Genomic DNA, 17,752 nt, shown 5'->3' with positions numbered 1-17,752 from the left:
CGCCTCGGACATCGTCAATCACTGGACATGGAGCAGAACACGCATGAGCGATCTGGCACCGCGCCGGCGCAGCGACCAGGCCACCTACGTGGTGGGGGTCGACCTCGGTGGCACCAAGATCCGGGCCGGCCTCGCCGGCATGGACGGGTCGATCCTCGCCGACCTCACCGTCCGGACGAACCGCTCAGGCGCGGAGGTCAACAAGCAGCTCATCGAGATCACGCACCAGCTGAGTCATGATGCCGGGATCGCGCCCCGGTCGATCGTGGCGACCGGCATCGGCGGAGCCGGCGTGCCCGACCTCGACGAGGACGGGTTCAGTCGAGCTCCCAATCTCGCACTGATGGATCGCCATGGGTTCAAAGCCTCGTTGGTCGACGCCCTGGGCCACCCGGTGGTCCTCGAGAACGACGTCAACGTCGCCGCCGTCGGGGAGCTGCACTGCGGCGTCGGTCGCCGTCATCGGAACTTCGTCTGTATCTCCGTCGGGACCGGGGTCGGGATGGGGATCGTCGTCGATGGGCGGCTGATGCGCGGCGCTCACAGTGCCGCCGGTGAGATCGGCTACCTCCCGATCGGTGAAGATCCGCTCGATCCGGCCAACCGGCGGCGCGGACCCTTGGAGGAGGTGCTGGCCGGGGACCGGCTGGTCCAGCGGTTCACCGACGCCACCGGGAGGGTTGCCGACGCCGAAGCGGTGTTCGAACGAGCCTTGGCCGGCGACGAGGAGGCCACCAGGGCCATCGACGTGGAGGCCAAGTGGCTCGCGCACGCGATCCTCGCCGTGAACGCCGTCCTCGACACGGAGGTCGTCGTTCTCACGGGTGGCATCGGAGGGCGTCCGGAGCTCGTGCGTGCCACTACAGACTGGTTGACCACCCTGGGATGGAGGAGGCCGCCAGTGATCCAGAGCAGCCTGGGCGCGGATGCCCCGATCATCGGCGCCGTGCGCCTTGCGCTCGACGCCATCCACGACGAGACGAGAGGTGATGCGGGATGACCGGCTTGGCCATGCTGGCCGACACGAGGCTGCGGGAGCGGTTGATGACGGTGCGGTGGAGCCAGTACGTGGTCTACGTCGGCTTCGTCGTCGTGTTCGTCTACTTCGCGATCACCCAGACCCAGTACTTCCTCACCTCGACGAACCTGACGAACATCGTCATCCAGGCGGCCCCCATCACGGTCATGGCCGTCGGAGCCGTGTTCGTCCTGGGAGCCGCCGAGATCGACCTCTCCATCGGGTCCACGGTTGCGCTCTCGGCGCTGACCGCGGCGATGGTCCTCGAACACCTCGACCAGTGGTGGATCGCGGCGCTCGCGGGCATAGCCGTCGGCGCGGCGGTCGGCTTGGTGAACGGCCTGTTCGTCACCTGGGTGAGGCTTCCCTCGTTTCTGGTCACCCTCGCGACCATGGGTCTGATCGCCGGCCTCGCCAGGCAGATGAGCGACCTGCAGTCCGTGCCGGTCACCGACAGGACCTTCGTCCGCCTGTTCGGCGGGGGCGACCTTCTCGGGATGTCGATCTCCATCTGGTGGACGGCTGGGGCAGTGCTGCTGGGCTGGCACATCCTGCGCCAGCGCCGCTTTGGGGCGCATGTCGTCGCCGTGGGCGACGACCCCGGCGCGGCGCGGGTCAGCGGCATCAAGGTCGCACGGGTCCGGCTGATGGTCTTCGTGCTCTCGTCTGTCACGGCCGCCGTCGCGGGACTCCTCTACGCCGGCAGACTCCAGGGCGCGAAGTACTCGCTCGGAGAGACCGACCTCATGACGGTGATCGCCGCTGCCATCGTCGGCGGGACCAGCATGAACGGCGGCCGGGCGACCGTGGTGGGCGCGCTCGTGGGCAGCCTGCTCATGAGCATGATCAACAACGGCCTGATCCTGGCCGGTCTCAACTCGTCTCAGCAGATGATCGTCCGCGGCATCATCATCCTCGTCGCCGTCTCGCTGTCGCTGCGAACCAAGAAGAACAACTGAAGGAAGCAGGAGACCGACGTGTTCCTCGACGTACTGCGCAGGCGCAATCCTCAGTTCCTCGACGCCATCTCGACGCTACATGCGGACGGCCGGCTGCCCGCGAACTGCTTCGTCATCGACCTCGACGCCGTTCGCCGCAACGCCGCGGCCTTCGCCGCCGCTGCTGAGCCTCTCGGGCTCACCGTGTTCGCGATGACCAAGCAGATCGGCCGCAACCCCGATGTCTCCCGGGCCTTGGTCGGGGCCGGCGTCACCCACGCGGTCGGCGTCGACCTGCAGTGCGCCGTCGCGGCCCGGGCCGGCGGCCTGGAGGTCGGGCACATCGGACACCTCGTCCAGGTCCCACGGCACGATGCCGGTGCCGCCGCCGCGCTCAAGCCGCTCTACTGGACGGTGTTCAACGAGGACAAGGCTCGTGAGGCCGGCGCGGCAGCGCAGGATCTCGGCCGTACCCAGGACGTCCTGCTGCGCATCTTCGCGCCCGGCGATCGGTTCTACGCCGGCCATGAAGGCGGCTTCCCCGCTGAGACGGTGCTCGAGGTCGCCGACCTGATCGACACCATCCCAGGGGTGCGGTTCGCGGGAGTCACGTCCTTCCCGGCCACTCTCTTCGACCAGAGCACGAAGGCTGCTGTCGCCACGCCCAACCGCGCCACCCTCACGCGCGCCGCCCGGGCACTCCGCGCCAGCCGGGGCGACGTCGAGGTGAACGCTCCGGGCACCACCTCCGTCTCCGTCTTGCCGGACCTCGCTGAAGCGGGCGCCACCCAGGTCGAGCCCGGGCACGGCCTGACAGGAACGACACCTCTCCATGCCGTGGCCGACCTGGTCGAGGAACCCGCCATCGCGTACCTCAGCGAGGTCTCACACCTGCACCACGAGCGCGCCTACGTGTTCGGCGGCGGCCTCTACGTCGATCCGGTCCTCGGCGAGTCGCACAGCTCGGCCCTCATCGTGGAGCCGGGATCTCAGGACGTAGCCCGCGCGCGCCCGCATCCGGTCGAGATGCCGGCGCCGGCAGCGATCGACTACTACGCGACGGTCCCGCTGGCAGGGAGCGCCACCGTCCGCGTCGGCGACACCGTCATCTTCGGGTTCCGGCCGCAGGTCTTCGTGACCCGAGCGCTCACCGCAGCGGTCTCGGGCATCTCGACCGGCGACCTCCGAGTGGAGGGTCTGTGGTCCGCCGACGGGTCAGCTCCGATCACCGCCGACACGAACACAGGAGTCACGCCATGATCCCCGTCGCAGCGACCACCCCCGCCGACGCGGTTGCCAGCCCCCCGCTCCGACTGGTGGGGATCCACAAGAGCTTCGGTGGCGTGATCGCCGTGCAGCGGTTCGACCTCGAGGTGGCCGCCGGCGAGATCGTGGCGCTGGTCGGCGACAACGGTGCCGGAAAGTCGACCCTCGTCAAGATGATCTCCGGGGTCTACCAACCCACCTCGGGGGAGATCTTCATCAACGGCGACCGAGTCAAGTTCCGCGACGCGTCCGATGCCAGGTCTCAGGGGGTGGAGGTCGTCTACCAGGACCTCGCCCTGGCACAGAACCAGCCGGTGTACATGAACACCTTTCTCGGGCGGGAGCTCACCAAGGGACCGCTCAGGATCCTCGACCGCAAGGCGATGGCTCGCCAGACCCAGGAGCTCGTCGACACCCTCGACGTCCGAATTCCGTCGGCGAAGGCGATCCTCAGTGATCTGTCCGGGGGCCAGCGACAGGGGGTGGCCATCAGTCGAGCCACTCACTGGGCGACCGGCCTCGTGCTCATGGACGAGCCCACTGCGGCCCTCGGCGTGGCGGAGACCGCCAAGGTCGAGGAGCTCATCAACCGGCTCAAGCAGAGGGGCGCCGCGATCCTGATCGTCAGCCACAACATGGAGCAGGTGTTCCGCCTCGCCGACCGCGTCGCCGTGCTCCGGCGCGGCACCCACGTGGCCACGAAGAAGCTGTCCGAGACGAGTCACAACGAGCTCGTCGCGATGATCACCGGCCTCGTCGAATGAGCGGCACCCCCGGCGCACATCTGCGCGCGGAGATCATCGAACAGCCCGACCGCTGGATGGACCTGGCCGGTGCAGGCGACGACGCCCTGGGCGAAGCCGCAGAGCTCCTCCGATCCGTTCGACCTGAGCTCATCGTGCTGATCGCCAGGGGTTCGAGCGACCATGCCGCCCAGTACGCCCAGTACCTCGCGCACAACCTGCTCGGTGTTCCGTGCGTCCTGGCCACACCCGCCACCTTCACCGCGTACCACCGCGAGCTCCGGTGGCCGCGCTCCGTGGGCATGGCGATCTCCCAGTCAGGAGAGTCGCCCGACCTCCTCGCGACCGTGGAGGCGACGCAGGCAGCCGGAGTCCGGGTGATCGGGCTGACCAACGACACCCGCAGCAGCCTTGCGGCGATGGCAGACCTCCACGTTCCGCTGCGGGCCGGCCGGGAGCGCTCGGTGGCAGCCACCAAGACCTATACCTGCGAGCTGATCGCGCTTCACGTCATCATCACGCTCGCGGCCGGTGTCGCTCGCGGGACGGTCGGCGAGCGCATCGCGGTGGTCAGCGAGCAGGCAGCACGGGTTATCGTCGACGAGGTCGATGGTCCGGGCCTGCTCGCCTCCTTCGACACCTGTGACCAGGCGATGATCGTCGGCAGGGGCTATGGCATGGCGACGGCCAGGGAGGGCGCGCTCAAGCTGATGGAGACCTGCTCCATCGCTGCGTCCGGCTGGTCAGCGAGCGACGCCACCCACGGACCCCTGGGCCAGGTCCGGCCGGGCATGCCGGTCGTCGGGCTCCTGTCCGATCCGGCCACGGCGCCGAGTGTCGCAGCGTTCCTGACATCCGCCGAGGCCCTCGGAGCCCGGGTGCGACGCGTCGAGCTCCCGACCGAGGACCACGCGCTGACGCCACTGCTCGACATCCTGCCCCTCCAAGCCGCCGCACTGCGCACCTCGCTGGCGAAGGGCCTCGATCCGGACGCGCCGTCCGGGTTGGCGAAGGTGACCCGAACCTTCTGATCTCCGCACCGGCGGCACTCGCCCGGTGGCGCGGGGACCACTGGTCTCGTGTGCGCCGGCCAACCAACGCGGCGGCCCTCCTGGCCGTCGCCGTCTCACTGGGCTCCCTGAGCTCGCTGACCGCCTGCGGTGACGAAGACGCCAGCGTCGGGAAGCCGGCGACGTCCGAGTACGACGGGCCGCTCTACCTCGCCGAGGGCGAGGGCCGGCACCCGCGGGCCGGCGCCGCCGGCGATGTCGTCGACTGCGACACCTGGGGCACCGGCCAGGCGTTCCATGGCGAGGAGTACTCCGAGGGGGCCACGGCCGACGACCCCGCGAAGGCCGTCCGGTACGCCTTCAGCGAGGGGCTCTTCTTCTCGATGCCCCGGGACCTGCTGGTCGCGGCCGAGACCGACGACCGGGTCCTGTACGTCGCCGAGGTGGACGGGCTGCCCAAGGCCGCGTTGATCGTGCACGACGGCGAGGGGTCCGAGGGCGCCGGCGGCGACGGGTGGTACGCCGAGTCCTGGGCGGTCTGCGACGCGGTCGAGCTGCCCGGGGAGTTCCGCGAGGAGTACGGCTACGAGGTGTGGACCGACGCCGACGGCCGGCCCGTGCCCACCACCGAGCTCACGGTCGTGAGCGGCCCCGAGCACTGCAGCTGGGAGGACATGACGTTCCTCAGCCTGGGACGGACGGACAGGCAACCGACGTTCGTCCGCGACCCCGACCCCGAGCTCGGCGACTACTTCGCCGAGCCCTACCAGGAGCACACGCAGCTCCCCGACGATGCGGTCGACACGCGCTTCCGGCACGGGGACGACCGGTTGTGGCTGGCGCCCGATCGCTCCCGCGCCTACGTGGGTGCGACCCCCGACGACGTCGAGGTGTGGCCGCGGACCGTCCAGCAGCTGGGGTGCGCCTGAGCCGGCGCGGGACCGAACCGCTCCTTGACCGAACCTGAGACGCTGGGAGACATGGCGACCCCCGCGGACGACTGGTTCGGCCAGGCCTTCTCGAAGGCCTGGCGGGACAAGGCCGAGGAGATCGGGCGGTTCAACCTCGCGATCTTCGGCAAGACCGGGGTCGGCAAGAGCACGCTGGTCAACGCGATCTTCGGCCAGGAGATCGCGGCCACCGGGATCGGTGAGCCGGTCACCCGGGCCGAGCACCTCTACCTCCACCGGAGCGGAACGCTCGGGGTGCTCGACACCCGCGGGCTGGAGGTCGGCCGTGACAACGACGTACTGATCGGCGAGCTCCAGGACTACCTCCACGGCATGCGCCGCAAGCCGCTGGCCGAGCAGCTGCACGTCGCGTGGTACTGCGTGCGTGCCGGCGACCGGCGCTTCGAGGCGACCGAGGCCGCGTTCGTCCGCGCGCTCCACGAGCTCGGGCTGCCGGTGATCCTCGTGCTCGCGCAGGTGCCCAGGGCGGGCGACCGGGTCCACCCCGACGCCGAGGCGCTGGCCGCGAGCATCGCCGAGCTGCGGCTGCCCATCGTGGACGGCCTGATCCACTACACGATGGCCCTCGAGGACGACTTCACCGGCCAGGCGGCGTACGGCCTGCAGGAGCTCCTCGATGCCACCTTTCGAGGCGCGCCGGACGGCGTTGCTCACGCGATCACCGCGGCCCAGCGCATCGACTACGCCCGCAAGCGAGAGCGGGCCGAGAAGGCGATCAAGACGGCGACGGGAGCCGCCACCACCGCCGGAGCCTCCCCGATCCCCTTCTCGGACGCGGCCATCCTGGTCCCGCTTCAGATCGGGATGATGGCCTCGATCGCCGTGACGTACGGCGTGCCGCTCGAGCGCTCGACCGCGGCGTCGCTGGCAGCCACCGCGGCCGCGACCACGGCCGGCCGGTCGCTGGTCACCAACATGATCAAGTTCGTCCCCGGTGCCGGCACGATGGTGGCCGCCCCGATCAGCGCGACCGTGGCCGGCACGTTCACCTACGCCATGGGCCAGGCCTGGTTGCGGGTGTGCGAGCGACTGTCCCGGGGCGAGCTCGGCACGGTCGGGGGAGCCCTGGACGGTGATTCGGTGCGCAAGATCTTCCTCGAGGAGTTCAAGACCCAGGCCGCGCGGCGCAGACTGGGCTCGTGAAGAGACGGCTCGCGAACGGGTGGAGCTCATGACCCGTTGGGAGCGGATCGCCCGGACGACCGTGGGCGAGGACTACGCCTCGGCGTACGCCCAGCGGTTCGCGGCCATGGCCGAGCGCGGCGAGGACGTGCACGGCGAGGCCGGGTTGTTCACGCGGCTGGTCCCGGCTCCGGCGCGGGTGCTCGACGCCGGCTGCGGCACCGGACGGATCGCGGTCCGTCTCGACGAGCTCGGGTACGACGTCGTTGGTGTCGACGTCGACGCCTCGATGCTGGAGCACGCGCGGGCCGCCGCGCCCGGGCTGGACTGGCGGCTGGCCGACCTCGCGTCGATGGACCTCGGCGACCGCTTCGACGGCCTGCTGGTCGCGGGCAACACGATCCCGCTGCTCGAGGAGGGCACGCTGGACGCCGCGTGCGGGCGGCTCGCCGCGCACACCGTGCCGGGAGGTGCGGTGGTCTGCGGGTTCGGCCTCGACGCGGCGCACCTGCCGGGGGACTGCCCGCCGACCCCGGTGGAGCAGGTCGATGCGGCCATGTCGTCGGTCGGGCTGAAGCCCTCACGCCGCTTCGGCTCCTGGGCGGGTGACCCGTTCGACCCGGCAGGTGGTTACGTGGTGACCGTGCACCGGAGGGTCTCGTGAAGGTCGTCGTGCTGACCGGGGCCGGGATCTCCGCCGAGAGCGGCGTCCCGACCTTCCGCGACGCCGAGGGACTGTGGCACGGGCACCGCGTCGAGGAGGTCGCGACCCCGGAGGCGTTCGAGCGTCAGCCGGAGCTCGTGCACCGGTTCTACGACCAGCGGCGCGCCGCCCTGGCCGCGGTCGAGCCCAACGACGCCCACCGCGCGCTCGCCCGCCTCGAGGACAGCCTCGGGGACGACCTCCTCGTGGTCACCCAGAACATCGACGACCTCCACGAGCGCGGTGGCTCGCGCCGCGTCCTGCACATGCACGGTCGGCTCCGGTCGGCGCTGTGCCGGGCGTGCACTCGCCGGTTCGACTGGGCGGACACCCTCGGTGACCGGCCGCCGTGCCCGTACTGCGGCCTGCGCGAGCTGCGCCCCGACGTGGTGTGGTTCGGCGAGATCCCCTACGACATGGACCGGATCCTCGGGTCTCTGGGTCGGGCCGACCTGTTCGTGTCGATCGGCACCTCGGGCGCGGTGCACCCGGCCGCCGGGCTCGTGCTGTACGCCGCCCGCCAGGGCGCCCGGACGCTCGAGCTCAACCTCGTGCCGAGCGAGAGCAGCCACCTCTTCGACGAGGCCCGCCACGGTCTCGCGTCGCGTCTCGTCCCGGCCTGGGTCAAGGAGCTGCTCGGCTAGCCCGCGAAGTGTGACTCCGGGCCTTCTTCTGGCACGGTGAGCGCACCAACCTCAGGAGGAATCGCGTGGCGCGTATCGCAATGGCAGTGACCGGGCTCGGGACGGCGGTGCTGCTGACCGCTTGTGGCGGCGGCAACGGGTTCGCCGACAAGTCGGCGGACGACATCGTCAAGACCGCGAAGTCGGACATGGGTGACCTCAAGGCTGTGAAGGTCAGCGGTTCGGTGACCAGCGACGGTCAGCAGGTCGACATCGACCTGCAGGCAGGTTCGGGGGGCGACTGCACCGGCACGATCGGCATCGGTGGTGGCACGACCGAGCTGCTCGGGGTCGACGGGACGACGTGGATGAAGCCCGACGAGGCGTTCTGGCGCTCGACCGCGGGTGACGCCGCCGACCAGGTCATCGCGACGGTCGGTGACAAGTGGGTCGTCGTGCCGACCGAGGAGGAGTCGTTCGACACGTTCTGCGACGTCCAGAAGCTCCTCGACCAGCTGCTCAAGGACGACAGCACGGACAAGTCGACGTACTCCAAGAAGGGCACCGAGGACGTCGACGGCGAGAAGACCGTGAAGATCGACAACAAGGATCCGAAGGACGGGACCTCGACCGGCTACGTGCTCGTCGACTCCCCGCACTACCTGGTCAAGATCGAGAAGACCGACGGCGCGGACACCGGGAGCGTGACGTTCTCGGAGTTCGACAAGACGTTCGACGTCGAGGCTCCGGCCGACGACGAGGTCATCGACTTCAACAGCATCACGGGCTGACGAGGCCCCGGGGACGGCCCGATCCGGGTCGTCCCCGGGACTCCGCACCACGCGGGGCAGGACTACGGGCCGACGAGCGCTCCGGCGTGGGGCGGCAGCACCAACCGACCCTGATCGAGCGAGGCGCCGGCGCCGGTCTCGAACAGCAGCGCTTCCGCGTCGACCTCGACCGTCGCTTCGGCGTCGCCGAAGTTCACCACGACCAGCAGCTCGTCGCGGCGCATCGTGAACACCCGGTTCTCCTCGTCGGCCGTGCACGCCACGGAGGCGAAGGATGGGTCCGTGAGCGACTCGTGCTCACGCCTCAGCGCGGCCAGCCGGCGGTAGACCTCGAGGATCCGCGCGTGCCGCCCCGTGGTGGCCTCGGTCCAGTCGAGCTTGGAGCGCAGGAACGTCTCCGGGTCCTGCGGATCCGGTACGACGGCCGGGTCCCAGCCCATCTGCTCGAACTCCGCGATCCGGCCCTCGGCGGTCGCGGTGCCGAGCTCGGGCTCCGGGTGGGAGGTGAAGAACTGGAACGGCGTGGACGCCGCCCACTCCTCGCCCATGAACAGCATCGGCGTGAACGGGCCGCACAGTGTCAGCAGCGCCGCGCAGGCGAGCTGGTCGTCGTCGAGCACCTCGGTGATCCGGTCGCCGCGGGCGCGGTTGCCGATCTGGTCGTGGTTCTGGTTGCAGACCACCAGCCGCCAGGCCGCGGTCGTGCGCAGGTCGACCGGGAAGCCGTGGTTGCGGCCGCGGAACGACGACCAGGTGCCGTCGTGGAAGAACCCGCGCTCGCACACCTTCGCCAGCGCCGAGAGCGGCGCGAAGTCGGCGTAGTAGCCCGACGTCTCACGGGTGAGCGCGACGTGGACCGCGTGGTGGAAGTCGTCGCTCCACTGGGCGTCGAGCCCGTAGCCACCGGCCTCCCGCGGGCGCACGAGCCGGGTGTCGTTGAGGTCGGACTCCGCGATCAGCGTCAGCGGCCGGCGCTGGTGGGCCGAGAGCGCGTCGACCTCGACCGCCATCTCCTCCAGCAGGTGCTGGTGGCCGGCGTCGTTGAGCGCGTGCACGGCGTCGAGCCGCAGCCCGTCGACGTGGTAGTCGGCAAGCCACATCCGCACGTTGTCGAGGATGTAGCGGCGCACCTCGTCGGACCCAGGACCGTCGAGGTTGAGGAAGTCGCCCCACGTGTTGGCACCGGTCTTGAGGTACGGCGCGAACAGCGGCAGGTAGTTGCCCGACGGTCCGAGGTGGTTGTAGACGACGTCCTGGATGACGCCGAGCCCGGAGGCGTGGCAACCGTCCACGAAGCGCTGGTAGGCCTCGGGGCCGCCGTACCCCTCGTGGACCGCGAACCAGCCGACTCCGTCGTAGCCCCAGTTGTGGGTGCCGTTGAACGCGTTGACCGGCATCACCTCGACCAGGTCGACGCCAACCTCGCGCAGGTGGCCGAGCTTCTCGAGCGCCGCGTCGAACGTGCCCTCGGGGGTGAACGTCCCGATGTGCAGCTCGTAGATCACCGACCCCGCGAGCTGGCGCCCCGTCCAGGTGGCGTCGTTCCAGACGTAACCGGAGGGGTCGTAGGTCTGCGAGCGCTGGTGGACGCCCGCCGGCTGACGTCGGGACCGGGGGTCGGGTCGCGGCGTGTCCGAGTCGTCGATCAGGTAGCCGTAGTCGATCCCTCCTTGCGCGACGTCGGGGACGGGCTCGGCCGGCGACCACCAGTCGCCGGTGCCTCGCACCATCTCGACGGTCTCATCGGCCACCGACAGGCGGAGCCGCTGGGCCGACGGTGCCCAGACGTCGAAGGGTCCGCGGGTCATCGGATCAGTCCTCTCGTACGAGCAGTGCCACGGGCAGCGTGGCGAGCAGCTCGGCGAGCCGCGGCGACGCGGGGGTACCCGTGAGGGCGTCGTGCCACGCACCCGGCGGCAGCTCGAGCTCGGTGTCGCCCCATCCGCCGCGCGCAGCGAGCCCCACGGGCAGCCGGGTGGCGACCGCGATCGCCCCGCCCCGGTCGAAGGCCAGGACGTGCTCGGCGGCCGGTCCGGTCGCCCGGACGCCGGCGTACGTCGAGAACAGCTCCGGCCGGTCACGCCGCAGCGTCAGCGCGGTGCAGGTGACGTGCAGCTTGTCGACCGCGTCGTCGCTGTCGTCGCCGGCCAGCACGGCCGCGCGGTGGTCGAAGTCGACCGGGCGCCGGTTGTCGGGGTCGACGAGGGAGGTCTCCCACAGCTCGCTGCCCTGGTAGACGTCGGGCACGCCGGGCATCGTGATCGCGACCAGCTTGGCCGCGAGCGCGTTGGAGCGGCCGGGCGGGTCGATCCGCTCGGCGAGGTCGCCGAGCACCTCGCGCACCTCGGCGGAGTCGAAGACCGCGTCCACCATGGCGTGCACGGCGGCCTCGTAGGCCTCGTCGGGTGCGGTCCACGTGGTGCGGTCGCCCGCCTCGCGCATGGCCTTCTCGGCGTAGCCGTGCAGCCGCATCCGCAGGTCGGGAAGGTGATCAGGCGTCCAGGCACCGAGGATCGCCTGCCAGAGCAGCGACCCGAAGCCCGGGTCGGGCACCGGCACGAGCTCGAGCAGGCGGTCGAGTGCCCGCTCCCACACGTCCGGCATCTCGGCGAGCGTGGTGATGCGCGCCCGCACGTCCTCGCCGCGCTTGGTGTCGTGGGTCGAGAGCGTGGTCATCGCGTGCGGCCAGTCCCGTTGACGCGTCGCCATCGCCTCGTGGAACGCACTCGTGTCGATCGCGAACACCGACGGGTCGCCGCCGACCTCGTTGAGCGAGGTCAGCCGGGAGTAGCGGTAGAACGCGCAGTCCTCGACGCCCTTGGCCATCACCATCCCGCTGGTCTGCTGGAACCGCAGCGCGGGCGGGCTCGTGGGGTCGGACAGCACGGGCTCGAGCACGTCGTACGTCGAGGCGAGGTCGGGCCGGGTGCGCCGGGCGTGCGCGAACGCCTCGTCGAGGTGCTCGCGCCCGAGCGGCAGGTAGGAGCGGTAGACCGGGAAGCAGGCCAGCAGCTCGGCGACCGCGTCGACGACCTCCTCGAACGGCGCTGCCTCGGTGACACCCCGGACCTCGCGGCTGATCCGGCGGGCCTCCGACCCGAGGATGCCGTCGGCCACGGCGCGCTTGGTGCCGTGGATCATCTCGGCCCAGTCGACGGGCTCGCCGCGCAGCCTGGCCTCGAGCCGGTCGAGGGGACCCTGGGCGGCCGGGTCGGTGAGGACCCGGTCGATGAACGCGAGCGCGTCGTACCCCGTCGTGCCCTGCGTCGGCCAGTCGGAGGAGAGCGTCTCTCCGGGCTCGAGGATCTTCTCCACCAGGACGTAGGCCCCACCGGTGAGCCCGGCGAGGTCGTCGAGGTAGCCCTGCGGGTCGCGCAGACCGTCGGGGTGGTCAACGCGCAGGCCGTCGACAAGGCCGTCGTCGAACCAGCGCTTGATCTCCACGTGGGAGCGAGCGAAGACCTGGGGGTCCTCCACGCGCACCCCGGCGAGCGTGTTGACCGCGAAGAACCGCCGGTAGTTGAGGCTGTGGTCGGCCTCGCGCCAGTTCACCAGGCGGTAGTGCTGCTCGTCGTGGGTCGAGGTGCCGGGCGCCAGCGGGAACCGCATCTCGTGGTAGCGGACCTCACCTCCCTCGACGTGGATCGAGCCCTCGTCGCCGTCGCCCACCACGGGGATCAGCACCTTGCCGCCGCCGGCGTTCCAGTCGACGTCGAAAGCGTCGGCGTACGCCGAGTCGCGGCCGTGCTCCAGCAGGTCCCACCACCAGGAGTTCTCTGCCGGGGTCGCGACACCCACGTGGTTGGGGACGATGTCGACCAGCACTCCCATGCCGAGCCGGTGCGCCTCGGCGGACACCGCGGCGAGCCCCTCGGGCCCGCCGCGCTCCGGGTCGATCCGGTCGAAGGCCACGACGTCGTAGCCGTGGTCGCTCCCGGGCTCCGCCGCGAGCAGCGGCGACAGGTAGACCCAGTCGACGCCGAGCGCGTGCAGGTAGGGCAGGCGGCGCGCGGCCTCGAACAGGTCGAAGCGGGACGTGATCTGCAGCCGGTAGGTGCTGACCGGGGTTCGCATCGGCTCAGGCACGGCGGGCTTGGGCGACCGACGCGGCGACCGAGTGGTCCGGCTCCGCTTCGGGCTCCTGGTGCTCGCGGAGCACGATCACGCTGCGCGAGGTCATGGAGTACGTCGAGCCCGCGGGGTACGCCGGCTGCTCGTCGGCCGAGCCACCGGTGTCGACCACCACGTCCCAGGCATCGGCGTACTCGTCGGGCGGCAGGGTCACCTCGGCCGGCCCGTCGGCGTTGAAGTAGAGCAGGAAGTGGTCGTCGATGATCGCGTTGCCGCGGTCGTCGACGCCGGCGATGCCGTGACCGTTGAGGTACATCCCGATGGCCTGCGTGCCGCTCGTCCAGTCGCCGTCCTCCATCGGCCGGCCGTCGAGGTGCAGCCAGACGATGTCGTTGAGCCGGTCACCGTCGCCCCCGTCCGGGACGCGCACGGCGTCACCGGTGAAGAAGCGCTTGCGGTGAAACGTCGGATGCTCGCGACGCAGCCGGGCGAGCGCCGCCGTGAACTCGACGAGCGGCTTGTCGGCGTCGTCCCAGTGCACCCAGCTGATCTCGGAGTCCTGGGCGTAGGTGTTGTTGTTGCCCTGCTGGGTGCGGCCCATCTCGTCGCCGTGCAGCAGCATCGGCACGCCCTGGCTCAGCAGCAGCGTCGCGATGAAGTTGCGCTGCTCGCGGGCTCGGAACGCGAGGATCTCGGGATCGTCGGTCGGGCCCTCGACGCCGTGGTTCCACGAGCGGTTGTGGCTCTCGCCGTCGTTGTTGTCCTCGCCGTTGGCCTCGTTGTGCTTGTCGTTGTAGGACACGAGGTCCTTGAGCGTGAACCCGTCGTGGGCGGTCACGAAGTTGATGCTCGCGACCGGCCGCCGACCGGAGTGCTCGTAGAGGTCGGCCGAGCCCGCGAGCCGGGAGGCGAACTCGCCGAGCGACGGCTCGCCGCGCCAGAAGTCACGCACGGTGTCGCGGTACTTGCCGTTCCACTCCGTCCACTGCGGCGGGAAGCCGCCGACCTGGTAGCCGCCGGGGCCGATGTCCCAGGGCTCCGCGATCAGCTTGACCTGGCTGACCACCGGGTCCTGCTGCACGAGCTCGAAGAACGTCGAGAGGCGGTCGACGTCGTAGAACTCGCGCGCCAGCGTCGAGGCCAGGTCGAAGCGGAAGCCGTCGACGTGCATCTCGGTGACCCAGTAGCGCAGCGAGTCCATGATCAGCTGCAGCGAGTGCGGGTGCCGGACGTTGAGGCTGTTGCCGGTGCCGGTGTAGTCCATGTAGTAGCGCTGGTCGTCCTCGACCACGCGGTAGTACGCCGCGTTGTCGATGCCCTTGAAGCTCAGCGTGGGGCCGAGGTGGTTGCCCTCGGCGGTGTGGTTGTAGACCACGTCGAGGATGACCTCGATGCCCGCGGAGTGCATCGCCTTGACCATCGACTTGAACTCCTGCACCTGCTGGCCTGGCAGCCCGGTGGCGGCGTAGTCGGCGTGCGGCGCGAAGAACCCGAGGGTGTTGTAGCCCCAGTAGTTGCGCAGGCCCTTCTCGAGCAGGGTGCTGTCCTGGATGAACTGGTGCACGGGCATCAGCTCGATCGCGGTGACGCCCAGCTTCGTCAGGTGGTCGGTGATCGCGGGGTGTGCCAGGGCGGCGTAGGTGCCGCGCAGCTCCTCGGGTACGTCGGGGTGCAGCTGGGTCAGGCCCTTGACGTGCGCCTCGTAGATGACGCTCTCGTTGTAGGGGTAGTCCAGCCGGCGGTCGCCCTCCCAGTCGAAGAACGGGTTGATCACCACGCCGTGGGTCATGTGGGCCGCGGAGTCGTCGTCGTTGCGAGAGTCCTCGTCCCCGAAGTTGTAGGAGAACAGGCTCTGGTCCCAGTCGATCTCGCCGCTGGTCGCCTTGGCGTAGGGGTCGAGCAGCAGCTTGTTGGGGTTGCAGCGCTGGCCGTTCTCGGGGTCCCAGGGGCCGTGCACCCGGTAGCCGTACCGCTGGCCCGGCTGGACGGCGGGCAGGTAGCAGTGCCACACGTAGGCGTCGACCTCGGTGACCGGCACGCGCGTCTCGGTGCCGTCCGCGTCGAACAGGCACAGCTCCACGCCCTCGGCGACCTCGCTGAACAGGGTGAAGTTGGTGCCACTCCCGTCGAACGTCGCGCCCAGCGGGTAGGGGCGCCCCGGCCAGACCTCCATGGCACCCTCTCCCTGAGCGTCAGGTCGCTCGTCCACGTGCTCCACACCATCAGTGGTTGGAACGATCAAAGCACACCCCTCTGTCTGGCCAGCAACTGATCGGCGCAGTACCCACCTCGGGTGGGTCCGAACCGGATCCCGCCCGCTCAGTGGCCAACGTCTCCTCCTCAGCCCTAGGCCGGCAGCCCTCCGTCGATCCGCTCGAAGTCGGGCAGCACGTGACGCACCCAGTCGACGCTGAGGTGGTCGGCGTTCGCGTGGACCATCCGGCCGCCCGCGAAGGCGGGACAGCGGCCGTCGAGGCAGGCGAGCGTCAGCAGGTCGAGGAAGCGGGCGCCGGACTGCTCGGCAGCGCGCTCGGTGCGCTGGTTGGCCTGCCGGACCACGGCGGTCTCGGGGCTGGTGCAGCTGGCCATCGTGGCCCGCGCGTCGGTGAGGCAGTCGATCGGGTCGAAGCGGAGCGTGCTGGTGTCGCCGAGCACGCGGATGTCGTCCGATGTCGTGCTCACCCGGTCGAGGAACCGGCGTACTCCCTGGCTCCAGGTGGCCAGGGGGTCCTCGACGTGCGCCATGGTGGGCGGCAGGCTGCGTGAGCCGACGTACACCACGTCCGGGTGCAGCTCGGAGAGCTCGCCCATGACCCAGACGCGGAAGTCCTCGCACGCCTGGTACGGCTGGGAGCCCTGGTCGCTCAGCTGCGGGATGTCGTAGACCGAGCAGCCGTACTTGATGAGCGGGAGCACGCGGAAGCCCTGCTCGCGCCCCATCGCGTCGATCGCGGGCAGCCACTGCCCGGCATGGGAGTCGCCGACGACCACCACCGTGCGGTCGGAGTCGACGTCACCGACCGGGCAGCTCCGCGCCTTGCTCCGGTCGTGACCGACCCAGCACGTGTAGACGTAGTTCCACAGGTCGTTCTTGAGCTCGTCGACCTGGCCGAGGTCTCGCAGGGGGAAGGCGACCGGGTCGCGTTGATCGGCCATCCGCAGCGACTCCGCCAGCTCCTCTCCGGCCGGCCGGTGCTCGGCACGGAGGGCGACGTACTGGTGGCTCGCCTCGATCTGCCGCTCGAGGCGCCCGCCGGCGAGCTCGCGGCCACCGAGGACGGCGACGGCGACCACGGCGATGGCGACCGGCCAGAGCACGAGACCGCGCAGCTGGGAGCCGCGCCACCACCGGCCCCGACGCACGGGGTTCTCGACGAGGTAGAAGCTCGCGGCCGAGAGTGCCAGGGCCACCAGGAGCAGCGCCAGGGTCTCGACCCGGGTGCGGTGCGGGCCGGTGCGCTCGGCCCAGAGGACCAGCACCGGCCAGTGCCACAGGTAGATGGAGTACGACAGGTCGCCCACCCAGGTGACCGGGCGCAGCGACAGCAGCCGGCCCACCACGGTGGGCCCGGGGCCGGCGGCGACCATCGCCACCGTGCCCAGCACCGGCAGCAGGGCGTGGTAGCCGGGGAAGGCAGTGGTGGCGTCGAAGCGCACGGCCGCCACGGCGACGGCGGCCAGGCCCGCGAGCGCGAGCGCCTCACGCGCCGCGCGACTCAGACCCTGCAGGCGCTTCCAGCCCAGGGCGAGCAGGACGCCGGCGCCGAGCTCCCAGGCACGGGCCAGGGAGGAGAAGTACGCCGCCGTGGCGTCGTCGCGGGTGAGGAGCACCGACCAGACGAGTGAGCAGGTGAGCAGCACGCTGACGACGACGGTGACGGTGCGCCACGGCGCCCGCCCGGCGCGGCGGGACAGCAGGAGCAGTCCGCCGAGGAGCGGCGGCCAGACCAGGTAGAACTGCTCCTCGACCGCCAGCGACCAGTAGTGCTGGACCGGCGAGGGTGGCAGCCCCTGGGAGAAGTAGTCGGTGCCGAGGGAGGAGAAGTGCACGTTGGCCAGGAAGGCCGCCGCCCAGCCTGCGTCGGTGGTGACCCGCTGGGTGGCCTCGTAGGACAGCTCGAGCGCGACGAAGCCGACGACGGCGACGAGCACGAGCGTGGCCGCCGGCAGGATCCGGCGGGCCCGGCGGGAGTAGAACGTGCCGAGCGAGATCCGCCCGTCGCGTTCGCCCTCCCGGAGCAGCAGCCCGGTGATGAGGAAGCCGGACAGCACGAAGAACACGTCCACGCCGACGTAGCCCCCACGCAGCCAGGACACACCTGCGTGGTCGAGCACCACGATGCCGACCGCCAGGGCGCGCAGGCCCTGCACGTCGGGTCGCCGGTCACCGCCCCCGCCGGACGACTTCTCGGCGACGGCGGTGTCGTCGCGCGACCGACCCCCGGACATCCCTGGGACCGTACCAAGAACTCACCCGTGGGGGCCCGATCGCGGCG

At 70.6% G+C, this 17,752-nt stretch carries 14 protein-coding genes; 10 read left to right on the top strand and 4 right to left on the bottom strand.

What is annotated here, in order from left to right; translation table 11 throughout:
• The first annotated feature begins 43 nt into the window (after positions 1-43).
• The 10 genes from AC3ANS_RS22255 (at position 44) to AC3ANS_RS22210 (ending at position 9,185) form a co-directional block, all read left to right on the top strand.
• Positions 44-1,000 (top strand): ROK family protein, encoded by a 957-nt coding sequence (locus tag AC3ANS_RS22255; RefSeq protein ID WP_488293750.1) that lies wholly within the window; start codon positions 44-46, stop codon positions 998-1,000.
• Positions 997-1,977 carry an ABC transporter permease gene (locus tag AC3ANS_RS22250; protein WP_488293749.1) on the top strand — a complete coding sequence of 327 codons (981 nt, stop codon included), beginning with the start codon at positions 997-999 and terminating at the stop codon, positions 1,975-1,977. Before AC3ANS_RS22255 ends, AC3ANS_RS22250 begins: the two co-directional genes overlap by 4 nt.
• Before the next feature lie 18 nt (positions 1,978-1,995).
• Positions 1,996-3,216: an alanine racemase gene (locus AC3ANS_RS22245; protein ID WP_488293748.1), complete on the top strand. Its 1,221-nt coding sequence runs from the start codon at positions 1,996-1,998 to the stop codon at positions 3,214-3,216.
• Positions 3,213-3,986: an ATP-binding cassette domain-containing protein gene (locus tag AC3ANS_RS22240; protein ID WP_488293747.1), complete on the top strand. Its 774-nt coding sequence runs from the start codon at positions 3,213-3,215 to the stop codon at positions 3,984-3,986. Before AC3ANS_RS22245 ends, AC3ANS_RS22240 begins: the two co-directional genes overlap by 4 nt.
• Positions 3,983-4,996, top strand: a complete 1,014-nt coding sequence (locus AC3ANS_RS22235) for an SIS domain-containing protein (RefSeq protein WP_488293746.1) — start codon at positions 3,983-3,985, stop codon at positions 4,994-4,996. Before AC3ANS_RS22240 ends, AC3ANS_RS22235 begins: the two co-directional genes overlap by 4 nt.
• Positions 4,997-5,046: 50 nt before the next feature.
• Entirely contained in the window at positions 5,047-5,904 is an 858-nt protein-coding gene (locus AC3ANS_RS22230) for a hypothetical protein (RefSeq protein ID WP_488293745.1), read from the top strand.
• A 51-nt stretch (positions 5,905-5,955) separates the two neighbouring features.
• Entirely contained in the window at positions 5,956-7,089 is a 1,134-nt protein-coding gene (locus tag AC3ANS_RS22225) for a GTPase family protein (protein ID WP_488293744.1), read from the top strand.
• A 28-nt stretch (positions 7,090-7,117) separates the two neighbouring features.
• Positions 7,118-7,732, top strand: coding sequence for a class I SAM-dependent methyltransferase (locus tag AC3ANS_RS22220; protein WP_488293743.1), 615 nt, complete (start codon positions 7,118-7,120; stop codon positions 7,730-7,732).
• Positions 7,729-8,415 (top strand): NAD-dependent deacylase, encoded by a 687-nt coding sequence (locus tag AC3ANS_RS22215; RefSeq protein WP_488293742.1) that lies wholly within the window; start codon positions 7,729-7,731, stop codon positions 8,413-8,415. Before AC3ANS_RS22220 ends, AC3ANS_RS22215 begins: the two co-directional genes overlap by 4 nt.
• A gap of 65 nt (positions 8,416-8,480) precedes the next feature.
• Entirely contained in the window at positions 8,481-9,185 is a 705-nt protein-coding gene (locus AC3ANS_RS22210) for a hypothetical protein (RefSeq protein WP_488293741.1), read from the top strand.
• Positions 9,186-9,247: 62 nt separating this feature from the next.
• On the opposite strand, the gene treZ is transcribed toward AC3ANS_RS22210, so the two are convergent.
• From treZ to AC3ANS_RS22190, 4 genes are all read right to left on the bottom strand, one after another.
• Positions 9,248-10,993 (bottom strand): malto-oligosyltrehalose trehalohydrolase, encoded by a 1,746-nt coding sequence (gene treZ, locus AC3ANS_RS22205; protein ID WP_488293740.1) that lies wholly within the window; start codon positions 10,991-10,993, stop codon positions 9,248-9,250.
• Positions 10,994-10,997: 4 nt separating this feature from the next.
• Positions 10,998-13,259 carry a malto-oligosyltrehalose synthase gene (gene treY / locus AC3ANS_RS22200; protein ID WP_488293739.1) on the bottom strand — a complete coding sequence of 754 codons (2,262 nt, stop codon included), beginning with the start codon at positions 13,257-13,259 and terminating at the stop codon, positions 10,998-11,000.
• Positions 13,260-13,263: 4 nt separating this feature from the next.
• Positions 13,264-15,429: a glycogen debranching protein GlgX gene (glgX, locus tag AC3ANS_RS22195; RefSeq protein WP_488293738.1), complete on the bottom strand. Its 2,166-nt coding sequence runs from the start codon at positions 15,427-15,429 to the stop codon at positions 13,264-13,266.
• Positions 15,430-15,602: 173 nt separating this feature from the next.
• On the bottom strand, positions 15,603-17,705 hold the full coding sequence (locus AC3ANS_RS22190; protein WP_488293737.1) for an acyltransferase family protein: 2,103 nt from the start codon (positions 17,703-17,705) through the stop codon (positions 15,603-15,605).
• Positions 17,706-17,752: the final 47 nt, after the last annotated feature.

The sequence above is a fragment of the Nocardia sp. 149-1B genome (genome assembly GCF_057747975.1).
Note: the sequence above shows the minus strand (reverse complement) of the source record. Positions and strands in the feature narration are given on the sequence as shown.